Below are 17,030 nucleotides of genomic sequence, written 5' to 3'. Positions count from 1 at the left end.
AATCAATGTTGATTTATTTGTAAATACATTAAATTTGATAGAATTAATCAACAGTTATGAAGCTAATTGAACTGGCAGAAGAATTGAACGTTTCTGCTGAAGCCATAAAACAATTTATACAGGATTTCGATATTGAGCTGGTAGACTGTATCAGTACCAATTTTGAAGTAAAAGAAGATTTTGAAAAATTTGCCCGCGAAAATATATCCTTTTTAAAATTATACGAGAAAGACCTGGACAAAAATAAAACGCTGGAACAGATTGCTGAGGTGATCAATCAACCTAAGGATAAGGTTGAAAAGGTAATCAAAGATAATAATCTGAATATTTTTGATAATGGATTTTTCAAGTCTTCTATATCAAGTTATGGAATTGATAACAAATTAGGGGGAAACTATAAGTTTGTGTATGATTATTTCGGAAGTAAAACCAGTCTTCAGCAAAGAGATTTCATAGGATACAGAGATTTATTTTTTTATACGTCAGCGGTTTTGGAACCCTTTCTGAATCCACAGCAGATCAAAGATTGGGGAATCCACAGACCTGCAGGAATTATTCTGTATGGGCCTCCTGGAAGCGGTAAAATATTCTGGGCCAATAAGATTGCTGAAATCATTGGATATCAGTTTAAGGAAGTGAAAAAGCACTATCTGGGAATTTCGTTGGTTGATGGAAATGAAATTAATTTCAGTGACTTCCTGGTGAGTATGATGAAAGAAAACAAAATGTTGCTTTTTATGGATGATTTCGATGAAATTATGATGCAGCGAAAAGCAGAAACAGATATTGCATCCTGCAATCTGGAAGCCCAGGAACTTATTCTTCATTATATAAGCAAATTTGAAAAAGAAGGCGTTTTAATGGTAGGTTCTGCCAATTCTGTTTCGGAAATCGATGAAGAAATTCTTGCTCCGGGAAGATTTGATGTGATGATTCCTGTCTTTCCTCCCAACGCCTCAGAACGGTCGGAAATTATTTTATATGCCATGACCAGAGGTCTTGAAGAGGATTCTTTATTGTATAAAATCCTTAAAAATAATAAAGCCGATAAAATTCCTTTCTGGCATGAGTCATCATCAAAAATGAAGGCATTCAGTAATACGATGCTGATAGACTTTACGCAGAGTTTAAAGAAAAGAATTAAAAATCTTTACCAAAAAACCCGAAATGAAAAGCTGAAGATCGATCAGAATCTTTTGAACGGAGCTTTAAGAGATGCCAGGTCTAAGCTTACCGAGGAATACCTTGATCAGGTAGCCCGATTCCTTGCCGATGCTATTATCAATAATTTTGATGATTTTAAGTTTAGAATTCAGGCATTGAAAATTGAACTGGAAACCTATAGGGTTGTTGAAGAACCTCGAAGAGAAATAGGATTTCAGCATAATGGCGAGGAAGATAAAGGGTAAAGTATGATCGGTTACGGGATTCGTGGGTAGGGGAGTTTCAATTTCTTATCTTTTAATCTCATGTCAGCTTATACACATTAATACATTTTACATTATACAAAAATCATTCATGAACAGCATCTGGGAACTGGACACCTTCTATAGAAAAAGAGATATTATCATTATTGGTGCTGGATTTTCCGGGCTGTGGACTGCTATATCCATCAAAGAAAAATATCCTGAAAAGTCTGTTTTAATGATTGAACGGAATGCTATTCCTCTAGGTGCATCAACGAGAAATGCGGGGTTTGCCTGTTTTGGAAGTCTTACCGAAGTTATTGCAGATTCGCAGAAAATGGGCTGGGAAAAAACACTGGAGCTTGTTAGAATGAGGTTTGAAGGACTTCAGAAAATCCAGCAGTATTTTAAAAATGATGAAATCGATTTTGAACTTAACGGAGGTTTTGAAATTGTAAATAATGAGGAACCCTTATTCCATATGGATGCCGTCAATGAAAAACTGAAACCCATTACCGGGCTGGATAAAACGTATGCTCTGAAACAGGATAAAATACAGGAGTTCGGGCTTGGGAAATCATCATTTCTGATTGAAAACCCCTGTGAAGGAAGCTTGCATTCAGGAAAGCTGCTACAGAAACTTCTTGAAAAATGTTATGAGCTGAAAGTGGAATTTTTATTCGGAACAGAGGTGGGAGGTATTGAAGAATCAGCAAATGAGATTGAAGTTTATCTTTCTGCTGATCTTTCTGTAAAAGCAGATCAAATGATCTATTGCACCAATGCATTCACTTCAAAGTTTCTGGAAAAAGAAAACATTATTCCTGCCCGCGGACAGGTTCTTATCACAGAGCCAATAGAAGGTCTGAAGCTTAAAGGAACTTTTCACTATGATGAAGGGTATTATTATTTCAGAAATGTAGGGAACAGGATATTGTTAGGAGGGGGCAGAAATCAGGATTTTAAAACAGAAGAAACGACCGCCTTTGAAACTACAGAATTCCTGCAGAATCATTTGGAGAACTTTTTGAAAGAAGTCATTCTGCCTCATCAAAATATTAAAATTGCTCTCCGCTGGTCTGGAATTATGGCTATGGGGGATGAGAAAACACCTATTGTAAAACACCTTTCGGAAAGACAATTTTGTGCAGTAAGACTTTCAGGGATGGGAGTTGCCTTGGCACCGAAGATTGGTGAAATAATGGCTGATATGATTTAAAATAAAATTTTGACTAATGAAATACCTGCCTTTTGAGCGCATTACTTATAGAACAAATTTGTCCGAACAGGAAATAATAACAAGGCTTTCCGGTTTTGTTGAACCAAAAAAATTCGGTTTTGGAAGGAATTCAATAAAAGAATATGAAGGATCTATGAACGATAATCATTTTGAAATCAACAGAGTGATCAGTAACAGAAATTCTTTTCTTCCTCAGATCGTGGGAATCATTCAAAAAAATAATTACGGAACGCAAATAGAGGTAACCATGAAATTACATGGATTTGTACTCTTTTTTCTAATTCTTTGGTGCTCATTTGCATTACTTTTCTTTGTAGGATTGTCTATGAAAGATATAAGGAATAAAGAAATATCTATAGAGTTTTTCATTCCTCTATTGATGCTATTATTTGTGTATGCCTTAACAATGCTGGGTTTCAAAATGGAAAGTAAAAAATCAAAAGAATATCTGAGAAAAAGCTTTGAAGCAGAAATTATCAATGAATAGTTATTGATTAAATCAAATCATTGACATCCATTCCAATCTGTTTTAAAGTATTAATGAAAAATACTCTTCCTTTCCTAAACCAAATTCTGAAACCTTAATAAATTCTGAATCCCGGAACTTTAAACTCAAAACGCTCCACTCTAAAAGAATTCCTTATTTTTGCAAAAAGAAAAATTCGTGATTAACAACGACCATATAAAAGAAGTTCAATCCAGAATTGAAGACTTACACAGATATCTTCAGATTGAAAAAAAGAAGATTGAAATTGCCAATGATGATGAAAAAACTGCTGCCCCTGAGTTTTGGGACAATCCAAAAACTGCTGAAGCATTTCTAAAACTGCTTCGTTCCAAGAAAAAATGGGTGGAAGGGTATGACGAAATTCAGAGTCAGTTTGAAGATCTGCAGGTTTTACTTGAGTTTGCCAAAGAAGATCCGGATTCTGAAAAAGAGTTGGATGAAACATTTCCACAATTGGTTGAAAAAATTGAGGATCTGGAATTCAAAAATATGCTTTCCAATGAAGGTGATGAGCTTTCTGCAGTGCTGCAGATCACTGCCGGAGCAGGAGGAACAGAAAGTTGTGACTGGGCAGCTATGCTGATGAGAATGTATACCATGTGGGCAGAAAAACAAGGCTATAAAATCCGTGAGCTGAATTTCCAGGAGGGGGAAGTAGCAGGAGTGAAGACCGTAACGCTGGAAATTGAAGGAGAATTTGCTTTTGGATATTTAAGAGGAGAGAACGGAGTACATAGACTGGTACGAATTTCCCCTTTTGACAGTAATGCAAAACGTCATACAAGTTTTGTATCCGTATACGTTTATCCTTTGGTAGATGATACCATCGAGATCAATATCAATCCTGCAGATATCAGTTTTGAAACCATGAGATCTTCCGGGGCAGGAGGGCAGAACGTAAACAAGGTAGAAACCGCGGTACGTCTTCGTCACGCACCTACCGGAATTATCATTGAAAACTCCGAATCCCGTTCCCAGCTTCAGAATAAAGAAAAAGCTATGCAGCTCCTTCGTTCAAGACTCTACGAAATGGAATTGGAAGAGCGTTTGAAAGCAAGAAATGAGATAGAAGCCAACAAAATGAAAATCGAGTGGGGAAGCCAGATCAGAAACTACGTCATGCATCCTTACAAATTGGTAAAAGATGTACGTTCGGGTCATGAAACATCAGATGTAGATGCCGTAATGAATGGGAATCTTACTCCATTCTTAAAAGCATTCTTAATGGCCGATGGGACGGCTGTTTCCGATGATGATTTCAACTTATAAAAATCATGATTGAATTTTAGTTAAAATCTTATAATTAATTTTTGTTTCAGACATTTTAGGCTTACTTTTGTTGTTCATCGATATTTATGGAAGATTTCAATAGCTGGAAGGATTTATTAAACCCTGAGTTTTATATTAAAATGGGAGGGTTTTGGCTTATTTTATTCATTGTTTTTGCTGAAACAGGCCTTTTTGTAGGATTTTTCCTGCCTGGAGACTCACTTTTATTCGTTTCCGGGATTTATGCCGTTGAAATTATTAAAGAGACTTTTGGTTCTACAGGAAGCGATTTATTAGATACCACTATTTTAGCTTCAGGAGTAGCTCTTGCTGCGATTATAGGAAATGAAGTAGGGTATTATTTCGGAAGAAAAGCAGGACCTGCTTTATATAAACGACCAGATTCAATGCTTTTCAAGAAAAAGTATCTTTACCAGGCTCACGATTTCTTCGAAAAACATGGGGCACTAGCTATTATTATGGCAAGATTCTTACCTGTTGTGAGAACTTTTACTCCAATTGTTGCAGGAATTGTAAAGATGGATAAAAAGGAGTTTTTAAGAGATAATGTTATCGGTGCGGTATTATGGTCATTTATCTTGATTTTTGCAGGACATTATCTGGACAAACTGTTTATGGAGCAGTTTGGAATCAATTTAAAAGAAAAACTGGAGTACATCATTATCGTAATCGTATTGGTGACTACACTTCCGGTCATCTTCAAGTTTGTTTTTGGAAAAAAAGAAGATCTTTCTAAAAAATACGAAGACCAGGATTCTGAATAAATAAAAATTCAATCAAAAATATAGAGCCGTCTCAATAGTGAGATGGCTTTTTTTATTGCTTATTGTATCAGCTTTTTCTTTAAAGAAAAGATTAAAGTTTAGAATTTCAGGAGGCAAAAATGGGAATCAATTTTATGGATTCTTATCAAGCGTATGCAATATCCATACTTCTCACAGATCAAACATATTACGTAGATTTTCAACAAACATCTGCGTAATCTGTGCCAGCGGGAGATTAAAATAATTTTGGGAAGCCATATAATAGCCGAATAGCTTTATCGGTGACAAAGTCACTATCACTTAGCTCTTTTAAGATAAAACGTTTAATTATCTATCCTTTGCGTTGAATAATTAAATAAAGTTTTATAAAAATCTCTACTTTTTAATCCATTCCAGAATATTCGGATAAATAATGCTATCTCTTTTTCTTTTACTAAAAAATCTTGGTGCATGTCCTGCCCCTTTCATAAAGACAAATTTGTGAGTCACATTCAGGTGGGTAAGCGCAGAGTCCATGGCTATTCCCTGATGCTGATTGACGAGAAAATCATTGTTTCCCTGAAATAGCAGGGTAGGAACATTCGTGATATTGGCAATAGGGCTGGCTTCTTTAAAGTCTTCAGAGATATTTTTCCTGTCAAACTTTGTCCCTACCACCTTTTGGAAAGTAGGAGAAGTATATTTAGAATAAAAGGATTTAAGATATTCAGAACTGAAAAAATCGGTAGGTGCGCTTAGAGAAATAATCTTTTTGATCTGTTCAGGATGCTGATACCCGTAGAGTAGAGCAAGATGTGCACCGGCACTTTCACCCAAAAGGATATAATTGTTAGGCTGGAGTTCTGCCTTTTCCGTTAAAGAATTAAATTTCTCAATGACCAGACCAATATCCTCAAGCTGTTGTTTGTAAGTGATTTTTTTCTTGGTGGAAACCAATCGGTAATTCATGCTGATGCTCGGAATCCTGTTGTTAAAAAGCATTTTCTGAACCTGAATCATATGCTCTTTTTTACCCAGAGTCCAAGCTCCGCCATGTACAATAAGAACTACAGGAGCATCTTGTGGGTAATCCTTGGGAAGAAAGACATCCATTTTCTGTCTTTTGTGCTCACCGTATTTTAAATTGTAAATTTTCTGCTGTCCTCCGGGACCTACCCAAACTCTGAATTTCGTATTGCAGGACTGCAGGAGAAATCCAATGCATCCCATGACGAAAAAATGATACCGGAGAATGAACTTTTTCATTAATTAAATTTACAAAAAGAAACTGTTGATTATGAAGGTTTCAAGGCTTAATTAAAGTCTTTCTGCTGTCTTTGATGAAAGTCCTTTTTTCATTGTAATAACGTCCTTTTCTCCTTTTTTGAAAATGAAAGAAATCTCGGTGTCATCATCCCGAAGAAAAAATACATCCTCTTTTTCAGCCAGCATTCTTATCTTGGGATCTTTATTGTTCTGAATAAAAAGCTGACCGTTTTCGTAGAGAATATGAATGACACTATCATCAGAAAGCTTATAATCACCAACATATTTTTTAAGAACATCAGCACTTAGCGTTGTTTCTTCTTTCGGTTGTGGAAGAGTGTAAGGTTGTCCTAAAAGTGCTGCCAAAATGGTGTTTCCAGCTTTCTCCAGTTTTTTACTTGTGATATTGTTCAAAAGGATAATACAAAGATCATCTTCAGGAAGCATCGCAAAATAACTAGTGGAGCCCTCTATATTTCCGCCATGGTTAATGAGTTTTTTCCCATAAAGATCATCAATGAACCAACCATAGCCGTAGCCGCTCAAATAAGGTGTGGTCGCTTTTTTAAAGGCTTCTTTGGAAACAATTTTATAATCTCTCAATCCTATATAATAATTGTAAAGGTCTTCAGCTGTACTGTAGATCTGTCCTGCAGGACCGGTTAATGTAGAATTCCAGACTTTTGTTTTTTCCTGTTTTGTTTTTGAAATATAAGAATAAGGAACTGTTTTGTAAGGACTTTTCAGAGCCATGTAGTTAAAGCCGGTATGAGTCATCTTGAGAGGATTTAAGATGATTTTTCTTACAGCATCTTCATAAGAAAGCCCCGTTATCTTTTCAATGATAAGTCCCAGTAAAATATACCCCGAATTGGTATATGAAAATTGAGTGCCGGGCTCAAAATCCAGCGGTTCGTTCTTAAAAAAAGAAAGTTCTTTATTTTTGGCTATAGTTTTTCCGGTGTGAAGCAGACTGAAGTATTCCTTATTTCGCAATACTTCATAAATTCCCGAAGTGTGGGTAAGGAGATGTTCTATAGTGATTTCATTTCCTCTTGGATAATCCTTAATAAACTTTGAAATAGGATCTTTAAACGAAAGCTTTCCTTCTTCACTCAGTTTTACAATGACAAGGGCAGTGAAAGACTTGGTTAAAGAAGCAATCTGATAAATGCTTTTATCCTGATTGGAGATCTTTTTTTCTGCATTTTGCCAGCCATATGATCTTTCAAAAATATTTTTATTCTGATAATGGATTAAAGCTGTTCCGTTAAATTTATTAATACCCTCAAATGCTTTTATAATACTGTCTATTTCCTGTTTTTTCTTTTCCTGATTAAAGCCGTTGAGATTTGTTGGAGTCTGAGCTTCTAAAGTAGAGCAGAATATACTGAACACACAAAACAAACATCCTAAAGTTAAAATATGAAATTGACGCATAGTATCAGTTTTAAAAAACGGTTAAAATTAAGCAGATTTTTGTTTATATTGACAGTAGATTTTCAGCATAGCGGCTCAAAGAATTATTGTATCTGGGCAAATGTTTTGATATTGCTTTCAATGCTAAAGATAGCGCTTCTTTGTGTTCTCCTGCTGAAGAAAGAGATAATGCTAAAAAAGAATCTACCGCATCATTCAGTTCATCGGAATAATTGGCTTTTTCTTCCCTTAAAATATGGATGCTTTCTATTATTTTTCCATTATTTCTTAGAGTACTTGCCAGCTGAATTCTTGCCCTTCTTCTGCGCAAGCCGGTTAGTCCCTTATCCAATGCGGATCTGTACAAAGGTTCCGCTTCTTTTTCATGTCCGGTGGAGTCAAAAGCGCAGGCTCTTTCAAAATCTGCAATAGCCTGGGAATCTGTAACAGTAAGTAATTCTACATGATTTTTAATTTGCTGAATAAACTCTTCATTGCTTATTGTTCCAAGCTTTAGCCATATACTTTGCAATTGGTTTTCCCAGTTTTCGTCCATCGATTAGATTTTACACAAAGATATAAAATATTGAAAGTGAAGTATTCCTTTATTATTCTCATAATTCTTAAAATTATTGTACTATTATGAATCAGAAAACGGAATTAAATATTTATTTTTGCTGAACTTAACAAAGATTAAAAAATTATTAAAATATGGCATCAGGCTTTTTTGCAATTTTGGATGATATTGCCGCATTGATGGATGATGTAGCCGTTACGAGTAAGATTGCTACCCAAAAGACAGCAGGTATTTTAGGAGATGATCTGGCTGTAAATGCAGAAAAAGCTACTGGTTTTCTTTCTTCAAGGGAAATCCCGGTTTTATGGGCAATTACAAAAGGATCATTTATTAATAAACTGATCATTCTGCCTATCGTTTTTTTACTCAATTGGTTGTATGCTCCGGCTATTAATTATGTATTGATCCTTGGAGGATTCTATCTGGCTTTTGAAGGCGTTGAAAAAGTAATAGAATTTCTTTTTCATCGTGACAAAAAAGGTCATGAAGTTATAGAGGAAATTGAAGAAGATGAAAAAAGTTCTGAAGAAATTGAAAAAGAGAAAGTAAAATCGGCAATTACAACTGATTTTATTTTATCAATCGAGATTGTTATTATTGCTTTAGGAACCGTATTGGAAGAAAGTCATCCTTTCATTACGCAGATTTTAGTAACGAGCTTGGTTGCATTTATTGCGACTGTTGGAGTTTATGGAATTGTAGCTTTGATTGTAAGAATGGATGATGCAGGGTTTAAATTAATAAAGAAAAGTAACGATAAAGGTTTTTTCGGGAGGCTTGGACATATATTAGTGAAGGCTTTACCTATTGTTATTAAAATATTAGGAGTCGTAGGAACAATTGCTTTAATAATGGTTGCTGGTGGAATTTTCCTACATAGGATTGAATTTTTCCATGGCATACTTCCAACCTGGCCGGATGTTTTGAAAGAGCTTACGCTTGGTGTTGTTGGCGGATTGGTAGCGGTTGCCGTATTTACTTTAGGAAAGGGAATCTATTCTTTAGTAGCAAAAAAATAAAACAGAATTAGAATTAAATAACCAAAAAAATCCTGTGTTCGAAAGAATGCAGGATTTTTTGTAATGTGCACTGCCAGGAGATTCTTATCCTTTATTAAGTTATGTATTAGTGAACCTACTTTTCAGAATAGGAGTTGTTGTTTTTCTTATCATTTTCAGCATATTATTTTTATCATACAGATGATTGAAAAAATGGTTGGTAAGAATATTTTTACTGACTTGGGTTAATTTATTGTAAGCTTATTTTATTTTCAACCCATTTACATAGGCTAATTTAATTGTATTCGCTCCGTGAAATTCAGAAGAATTGAGATCAATTTCATTTTCTGTTTTTAGTTTCTCGTAAAGTTTAAGAATATTCCCTTTATAAGGGCAATTGTTTACAAAATTATTTAGAAAAATTTCAGCAGTATCTTTTTCAGAAAAACATAAAAGGAAGTCTAAAGGAGAAATAGAATTCTCTGTCCATTGATTAAACTTTGTTCCATTATTTTTTAGAAATTCGACAGCAATTTCCTTAGAATTGAAAATTTTGAAAATTGGGAGGATGTATTTTTCTATATTTTCTGTGATTTCAATAATTGATTTTTCATAAGATAACCCTGCTAAATTCCATTGTTTCCAATTATTATACGGAGTTAAATAACCTATCTGATTTCCAAAAATTAATCCCTGAGAATATTCATTTTTAGTTTGCTCTGTCTGCCATTTCTTTAAAATTTTAGAATAGATAGCAATATGAGGAAGGAACTGAACGGATGAAGAATCATTCCTAAAACTGGACTGAAAATAAATTTCAAAATAGATATCTTTATCCGGGGAAACTTTTTTAAGCCTTTGTCCTTTTTCAAGTGTTTTGAAATCATTCAGCTGAGTGGCAATTTCATTGCAGGCATTTAAAAATATTGTTCTTGTATCCATTTGTATCTGATAGTATTTTGAATAAATCCAATTGAGGAGCAAAAATAAAAAAATAAAAGAGCATAAAAAAAGAGACTTAAAAAAGTCTCTTTTATATATTAATTGAATAAATCTTTTACTTTATCAAAAAAAGTTTTTTCCTTTCCGGATGGTTCTGCAACCATTTCTCCGCTGGACATCTGCTTTTCAAAGAAATCTTTCTGCTCTTTCGTAAGCTTCTGTGGCGTCCATACATTGATGTGGATGAACATATCTCCTTTTCCATAGCTGTCGATACTTGGAAGTCCTTTTCCAGCTAATCTTAGGATCTTTCCGGATTGAGTTCCCGGATCAACGGTAATTTTTACTTTTCCACCTACGGTAGGAATCTCTTTTTTAGTTCCTAAAGCAGCTTCAGCAAATGAAACATAGAGTTCCTGATGTAGATTATCTCCCTCTCTTTTGATCGTTTGATCTACTTCTTCTTCAATAATCACCAATAAGTCACCTGGAATTCCGCCAAAAGGAGCATCATTTCCTTTCCCTCTTACATTAAGCTGAATGCCATCTCTAGCTCCGGCAGGAATATTGATGGTGATTTCCTCTTCCTCTTTTATAAGCCCCTGTGCATTGGCTCCTGCAGGAATTTTATCAGCAACCTTTCCGATTCCCTGGCAGGTACCACAAGTAGTTTGTGTCTGCATTTGGCCAAACATCGTGTTCATTACTTTAAGCTGAACACCGGAACCATTACAGGTAGGGCATACTTTTGATGTGGCACCTTCTGCCATCATCATTTTTTTTACTTTAATGGTTTTTTGAGTTCCGTTTACCATTTCCTCAAGGTTCAGCTTGATTCTGATTCGTAAATTGGAACCTTTCACCTGCTGACGGCCACCGCCGCCACCGCCGAATCCTCCGAAACCACCACCGAAAATATCTCCAAACTGGCTGAAAATATCTTCCATGTTCATTCCACCTCCGAAGCCACCGCCTCCGAAGCCGCCGTTTCCACCTACTCCGGCATGACCGAACTGGTCGAATCTGGCACGTTTCTGATCGTCGCTTAGAACTTCATAAGCTTCAGCAGCTTCTTTAAATTTTTCTTCAGCCTCTTTATCACCTGGATTTTTATCCGGGTGATATTTGATAGCCATTTTACGGTATGCTTTTTTTATTTCGTCGGCCGATGCAGATTTGCTGATCTCAAGAACCTCGTAATAATCTCTTTTTGACATGACAATTTTATAATTGATTGTTGATAAATGATAAAAGATATTTTAAAGCTAATAAGTGAAATATTCATCTATTATCACTCATCATTTATCATTTATTAATTTTAATTTCCTGTTACTACTTTTGCAAAACGGATTACTTTATCACCTAAAGTGTATCCTGTTTCAATAACATCTACGATTTTTCCCTTCAAATCTTCCGATGGAGCAGGGATCTGAGTAATCGCCTCATGGAAATCAACATTAAAGCTGTCACCAGCCTTTACTTCCATTGTTTGTAAGCCCTTTTCAGTAAGTTTATTTTTGAATTTCTGATAGATCAGTTCTACACCTTGAAGGTCAGCAGGATTTCCGTTTTTAGCGATTTCCTTTAATGCTCTTTCGAAATCATCTAAAACGCCTAACATTGAAACCATCATTTCCTGGTTAGCGTACTGGAAGAATTCCATCTTCTCTTTACTCGTTCTTTTTTTATAGTTTTCGAATTCAGCATATAATCTGATGTAACGGTCTTTTTCTTCTGCCAAAAGTTCTTCTGGAGAAGGAGCAACTGTCACATTGTCCTGAGATGCTGCTTCGTTTTGAACATTGTTTTCTTCCTGATTATTGATGCTTTCTTCGTTAATATCCTTGTTTTCCATAATTCAATATTTATTTACTGATTGTTTGACAAAGAGCCTGCCAAATCTGAAATCAGGACATTAAGGCAGGTTTTAATAAATGGAGTACTGTGCTAAAACCTAATGTTTCAATAGTGATATATGGAAAAGTTCTTGAGGTGAATAATCAATGTTCATTTCTTCAAAAAGAATTCACATATAACATTTAAATATCAAACTAGCTATCAGTAACCATTTCTAGAAGCTCCATCACGCTATCTATTTATATTTCTTAGCTTTCTTTACGTGCTATGGGATAATCGAAATTATCGACTAGGGAGTTTATGTCTCACGATTTGCTAATTCAAATAAGAAAAGGAGATTGATTAGCAAATGTGGCAGTATATATAACTTGAGCTTGGTATAGAAATCCTGGCTCAATGATTATAATTTAAGGGTTAGAATAATTTTGTTGATTTAGTTTAAATATAGAAAAAAACCGACTCATTTCAAAGAGACGGCTTTTTGTACATTCATTATACAGAATAAATTTTTATTTAGTTACTGTAGTTGTGGTAGGGGTGTAAACACCAAAAGTAACTGTTGAAATAAGAACATTAAGGAATGTTTGTCTGGTATGAACTGTGTAGTTCTCGGAACCATTTGCCAGTTTATTAGAATCTGAAACAGATGCAGGAATTAAACCGTCCAAAAAGTAATGGTTCCATTTGTTTGTTTTCTCGACTCCTACTGCTCCTTTTCCTACAACACTTGTGTATGAGTAACAAGATGTTAATAAGATTGATGTAGCTACGACAGCAGTCATAATTCTGAATGTGTTTTTCATTTTTTTTAATTTAAATATTATAGGTAATGTGTGTGAATTATTTTATTGCAAAATCATTGATTTTATATCAATATTTATGTCTTTTTAAATTTTGTATTAAATAATTTTATCAAATAGTATTTTTATTATCAAATTGATAATTTGTATAAAATATTAACTTTGAACTTGTCTAAAATTTCCGGATTAGAATACTGCAAATAGCAATGAATTAAATACATTTCCAATGTAAGGCTCTAGTTTTAAAACGAATTAATAAGGCTTTGAATCTGTCTAACTATGCATTCATACACTCAATAACAGACCTTTTTTTGTACAATTTTTCATCAAAAATAACATCACATCAATAGCCTGGCTACATCCCAATGGAATATCTTGATTATCAAATAAGAACAATATATTGGTGGCTCTACACTTTTTTTCTTTCTCCACATTGCTTTGCCAGGGTATGAGAGCATCAAGCTCAATACATGATAAATCGATATAAGGACTAAACTCTTTTTTATTATATCTTCGTCTAACACAATTTGCTTGAAAGCATGATACAACTTTTTAGCAAGTATCATTCTTTCTTTTACTTTAGACAAGTTCAACTTTTAAATGAAGGGGATTTTTAATATAATAGTTTTTCTGATGAATTTTATAAGCTGGTATTTCCAATTTATAATCCAGAAAGAATTCTTTGGGCAGATCTTGAGTTAATGATAGCTGAATGGCTTCAGATCTACCTCTTCTTGTTAATGTATCGGTTACATATGATGTATACGGCTTGTTTTTCAGAAGAAATACATCACTTTGTTTAAAATCACATCTCTCTCCTGCGGCATTTAAAGTAGTCTTTCCATCTATGATCAATACCAACTGATAATCTGTTTTGTATTCTTCTGCTGGCTCAGCTGCCCTGACTGTGAGGTAAAAAAAAGGATAAAGTACTGTTTCCATATGCCTTGATATTTATGACGCTAATATCTTGGTATTACCGGAATTTTAGGTTTTCTATAAGGCTCAAATTAATTTTAGTATTTATTTATGAACACATATAAAATCATAGACCATCCTATAAAATTCAACTGTTAGTGAATAATCTATTGTTTTTTTCAGATAAGTAAACAAGAGCCTTTGAGAAAAGTTTTGCTTTCCTTCCTTCCTTCTTAAAACCTTTACTAAAGAATGAATACTAATTAAAAAAAAGTTTTATAAAGTAAATAGATATTTAAAATAATTATTACAAAAGAAATAATCCATACACAGATTTTAAGGAATGGTTTATTGACAAATTCACCCATTTTGGCTTTATCATTGGTAAACATTACCAGTGGAACAACAGCAAAACTCAGCTGCATAGAAAGAATTACCTGGCTTAAAACCAATAGATCAGTTGTTCCCTTTTCCCCGTAAAGGATAGCAACAATAAGTGCAGGAATTACAGCAATAAGTCTTGTAATAAGTCTTCGTAGCCATGGTTTTAATCTGATATTTAAAAATCCTTCCATTACAATCTGCCCTGCAAGTGTTCCTGTCAATGTTGAATTTTGTCCGGAGGCTAATAAAGCAATTGCAAACGCAATACTTGCCATGGAAGCTCCCAAAATAGGAGTCAGCATTTTATAGGCATCATGAATGTCTGCAACATGTTCATTACCCGTTGTATGGAATGTGGCTGCTGCGAGAATAAGTATGGCCGCATTGATGAAAAATGCCAGCATCAGCGAGACGGTACTGTCTAAAGTAGCAAATTTAATTGCCTCTTTTTTCCCTTCAGTATCCCGGGTGTAATCTCTTGTCTGTACAATACTGCTGTGAAGATAAAGGTTGTGGGGCATGACTGTAGCTCCTAGAATACCAATTGCAATATAAAGCATGGCCGGATTTGTAATGATTTCCTTTTGAGGTACCAATCCTCCCAGAATTTCGTTGAAAGCAGGTTGAGAGATCACAATTTCATAAATGAAACAGGCAAGGATAATGAATATAAGTCCGCCTACAATACTTTCAATCCATCGGAAACCTTTGGACTGAAGCAAGAGGATAATTAAGACATCAACCGTTGTGATGACAATTCCCCAGGTCAGCGGAATATGAAATAGTAGGTTTAAGGCAATAGCAGAACCAATGACCTCGGCGAGATCACAGGCGGCAATGGCTATTTCACAGAATACCCAAAGAATAAAATTAGTAGTAGGGCTGAAGTGATCCCTACAGGCCTGTGCAAGATCTCTTTCTGCTACAACGCCTAGTTTTACTGATAAATGCTGTAAAACCATTGCGAAAATATTGGAGATAAGAATAACCGAAAGTAAAGTATATCCAAATTGAGCTCCTCCGGCAATATCTGTAGCCCAGTTTCCCGGGTCCATATATCCTACCGCAATCATAAGCCCCGGCCCTGCAAATGCAAGATATTTCCTCCAAAAACTTGCGTTTTTAGGTACTTTAATAGATGAATAAACCTCTGATAAGGAATGAGATGTTTTATCTTTTCGCCAGGCGCTTTTTATATTGAAACTCATAAATGTTAGAAATGACTAACAAATTTAATTAAATAAATGTAAACACAAAAATATGGAAAGAAAAAATCCCGGAAATTAATTCCCGGGATCTAATTTTTATTGAATCTAAAGATTATTTAGCAAATCTTACAGACATTTTTCTATCAGCAGCTCTTTCTGCGTCAGAAGCTTTTGCATCTACTTTTGCAAATTTGCTTCCATAGCCATCAGCTTCCAGAACCTGAGCTCCAACTCCAGCTTTTGTTACAGCAGCTTTAATAAATTCAGCTCTGGCTTTTGATAATTTTAGGTTATTGGCCTCGTTTCCTGTTTTATCAGTGTAACCTCCCACTTTGATTTTTGCTTCAGGGAAAGCCTTAAGAATAGCTACTAAGTTATCCAATTGTCCTTGTGAACCAGCTTCCAGCTCCGTAGAACTACCCATTTTGAAATTAACGTGATCGAAATCATACCACTTATCTTTCAATACTGAATCATCAGCTGCATTCTTATACCCTCCGGATTTTAGGAAAGTAATCATCTGATCTTCCATTCCGCCTTTGTAACCTTTTAACATTACCCCGTTAAGGTCAATGTTTTCATCAGTTTTAGCAGTTGCCGGAGCAGGGGGTACAGTTGCAGATGCTGTATCTGCAGTTGACCCGGTTGTTGCAGAGTCAGACGTCGCTGTTGTAGTTGTTGTCGTCTGTTTTTTCTCACACTGTTTCCATAGGAAATAGGCGGCTGCTATTAATAATAAAAGCGGAAGCAACCATTTCCAGATTGAGCCTCCGCCTTGATTATTATTGTTATTATCATTAAATTGTTCTCTTATTTCTCTTGCTCCTTCCGAAACATTTTCTCTTGCTGTAGCAACACCTTCTGCGATGTTATCTTTAGCGGTAGAAGTAACAGAAGAAACCGTTTCTTTTGCCTGGCCAAACCAATTTTCAGCTCCTAATCCAAAGGAAGCCAAAGAAAGACCTGCCGGCAGTAAAGAAGAAATAATGCCTTTCTGATCATTCAGTAAGCTGGAAATACCTGAAGCACCCAAATTATTGTCTGCTGCATATTTTCCTACAGTGCCTGCTGTAGCTCCAGTCACCAAGTTTAACAAAGAACCTGCAGTGGTGTTGCTGACTCCTGAAAAACTTGCAATGGAATTGACTAATCCACCTACTTTATCTCCAAAAATGGAAGACAACAAAGTAGAAATTATAGGACTGCTAGACGATCCGCCTAATAAATTTCCTAGAATTCCACTTGATGAGGCTTGTGTAATAGCATCCACAACGCCAGGTTTATCTGCATTATTGGCTAATCCACCTACTACAGCAGGTAATAATCCACCAATTGCTTTAGAAATACCGGATTCACTTTCTCCAAACTGCGATGCAGCCTGTGAAACCAACGCGGGACCTAATTGCCCTTTAATTAAATCAATGACATTTAAAGACATAATAATAAATTTTTTTGATTAATGTTGATATAAATT

At 35.1% G+C, this 17,030-nt stretch carries 16 protein-coding genes; 6 read left to right on the top strand and 10 right to left on the bottom strand.

Annotated elements, in window-relative coordinates; translation table 11 throughout:
• Positions 1-56 precede the first annotated feature (56 nt).
• The 5 genes from AC07UM_RS04635 (at position 57) to AC07UM_RS04615 (ending at position 5,208) form a co-directional block, all read left to right on the top strand.
• On the top strand, positions 57-1,409 hold the full coding sequence (locus tag AC07UM_RS04635; protein WP_494684622.1) for an AAA family ATPase: 1,353 nt from the start codon (positions 57-59) through the stop codon (positions 1,407-1,409).
• A 109-nt stretch (positions 1,410-1,518) separates the two neighbouring features.
• Positions 1,519-2,625 carry an NAD(P)/FAD-dependent oxidoreductase gene (locus AC07UM_RS04630; protein ID WP_494684621.1) on the top strand — a complete coding sequence of 369 codons (1,107 nt, stop codon included), beginning with the start codon at positions 1,519-1,521 and terminating at the stop codon, positions 2,623-2,625.
• Positions 2,626-2,641: 16 nt separating this feature from the next.
• On the top strand, positions 2,642-3,133 hold the full coding sequence (locus AC07UM_RS04625; protein WP_494684620.1) for a hypothetical protein: 492 nt from the start codon (positions 2,642-2,644) through the stop codon (positions 3,131-3,133).
• Between the two features lie 177 nt (positions 3,134-3,310).
• A complete protein-coding gene (gene prfB / locus AC07UM_RS04620; RefSeq protein WP_494684619.1) occupies positions 3,311-4,423 on the top strand; it encodes a peptide chain release factor 2 in 1,113 nt (370 codons plus the stop codon).
• An 86-nt stretch (positions 4,424-4,509) separates the two neighbouring features.
• Positions 4,510-5,208, top strand: coding sequence for a DedA family protein (locus AC07UM_RS04615; protein WP_494684618.1), 699 nt, complete (start codon positions 4,510-4,512; stop codon positions 5,206-5,208).
• A gap of 375 nt (positions 5,209-5,583) precedes the next feature.
• On the opposite strand, the gene AC07UM_RS04610 is transcribed toward AC07UM_RS04615, so the two are convergent.
• From AC07UM_RS04610 to AC07UM_RS04600, 3 genes are read right to left on the bottom strand one after another with little or no spacing between them, the layout of a single operon-like run.
• Positions 5,584-6,453 carry an alpha/beta hydrolase gene (locus AC07UM_RS04610; protein WP_494684617.1) on the bottom strand — a complete coding sequence of 290 codons (870 nt, stop codon included), beginning with the start codon at positions 6,451-6,453 and terminating at the stop codon, positions 5,584-5,586.
• Between the two features lie 51 nt (positions 6,454-6,504).
• Positions 6,505-7,893, bottom strand: a complete 1,389-nt coding sequence (locus tag AC07UM_RS04605; RefSeq protein ID WP_494684616.1) for a serine hydrolase — start codon at positions 7,891-7,893, stop codon at positions 6,505-6,507.
• Positions 7,894-7,936: 43 nt separating this feature from the next.
• Positions 7,937-8,428 (bottom strand): tetratricopeptide repeat protein, encoded by a 492-nt coding sequence (locus tag AC07UM_RS04600; protein ID WP_494684615.1) that lies wholly within the window; start codon positions 8,426-8,428, stop codon positions 7,937-7,939.
• Between the two features lie 155 nt (positions 8,429-8,583).
• On the opposite strand from AC07UM_RS04600, the gene AC07UM_RS04595 reads away from it, so the two are divergent.
• Complete coding sequence (locus tag AC07UM_RS04595; protein ID WP_494684614.1) at positions 8,584-9,468, top strand: DUF808 family protein; 885 nt, start codon at positions 8,584-8,586, stop codon at positions 9,466-9,468.
• A 240-nt stretch (positions 9,469-9,708) separates the two neighbouring features.
• Here AC07UM_RS04595 and AC07UM_RS04590 read toward each other — a convergent pair whose 3' ends face one another.
• The 7 genes from AC07UM_RS04590 to AC07UM_RS04560 all read right to left on the bottom strand — a co-directional run bounded on the left by AC07UM_RS04590 (position 9,709) and on the right by AC07UM_RS04560 (position 16,994).
• Positions 9,709-10,389: a DUF4304 domain-containing protein gene (locus AC07UM_RS04590; protein ID WP_494684613.1), complete on the bottom strand. Its 681-nt coding sequence runs from the start codon at positions 10,387-10,389 to the stop codon at positions 9,709-9,711.
• 98 nt (positions 10,390-10,487) lie between these two features.
• Positions 10,488-11,606, bottom strand: coding sequence for a molecular chaperone DnaJ (gene dnaJ / locus AC07UM_RS04585; RefSeq protein WP_494684612.1), 1,119 nt, complete (start codon positions 11,604-11,606; stop codon positions 10,488-10,490).
• Positions 11,607-11,707: 101 nt separating this feature from the next.
• Entirely contained in the window at positions 11,708-12,244 is a 537-nt protein-coding gene (locus AC07UM_RS04580; protein ID WP_103232059.1) for a nucleotide exchange factor GrpE, read from the bottom strand.
• 511 nt (positions 12,245-12,755) lie between these two features.
• Positions 12,756-13,049 (bottom strand): Bor/Iss family lipoprotein, encoded by a 294-nt coding sequence (locus AC07UM_RS04575; protein ID WP_494684611.1) that lies wholly within the window; start codon positions 13,047-13,049, stop codon positions 12,756-12,758.
• A 576-nt stretch (positions 13,050-13,625) separates the two neighbouring features.
• On the bottom strand, positions 13,626-13,988 hold the full coding sequence (locus tag AC07UM_RS04570) for a hypothetical protein (RefSeq protein ID WP_494684610.1): 363 nt from the start codon (positions 13,986-13,988) through the stop codon (positions 13,626-13,628).
• A 239-nt stretch (positions 13,989-14,227) separates the two neighbouring features.
• Positions 14,228-15,556 carry an Nramp family divalent metal transporter gene (locus AC07UM_RS04565; protein ID WP_494684609.1) on the bottom strand — a complete coding sequence of 443 codons (1,329 nt, stop codon included), beginning with the start codon at positions 15,554-15,556 and terminating at the stop codon, positions 14,228-14,230.
• A 112-nt stretch (positions 15,557-15,668) separates the two neighbouring features.
• On the bottom strand, positions 15,669-16,994 hold the full coding sequence (locus tag AC07UM_RS04560; RefSeq protein WP_494684608.1) for a DUF937 domain-containing protein: 1,326 nt from the start codon (positions 16,992-16,994) through the stop codon (positions 15,669-15,671).
• Between the last annotated feature and the right edge of the window lie 36 nt (positions 16,995-17,030).

This window comes from Chryseobacterium sp. GW821-FHT04C04, from assembly GCF_059420365.1.
The sequence above is the reverse complement of the archived record's forward strand: the minus strand, read 5'-3'. Positions and strand labels throughout refer to the sequence as shown.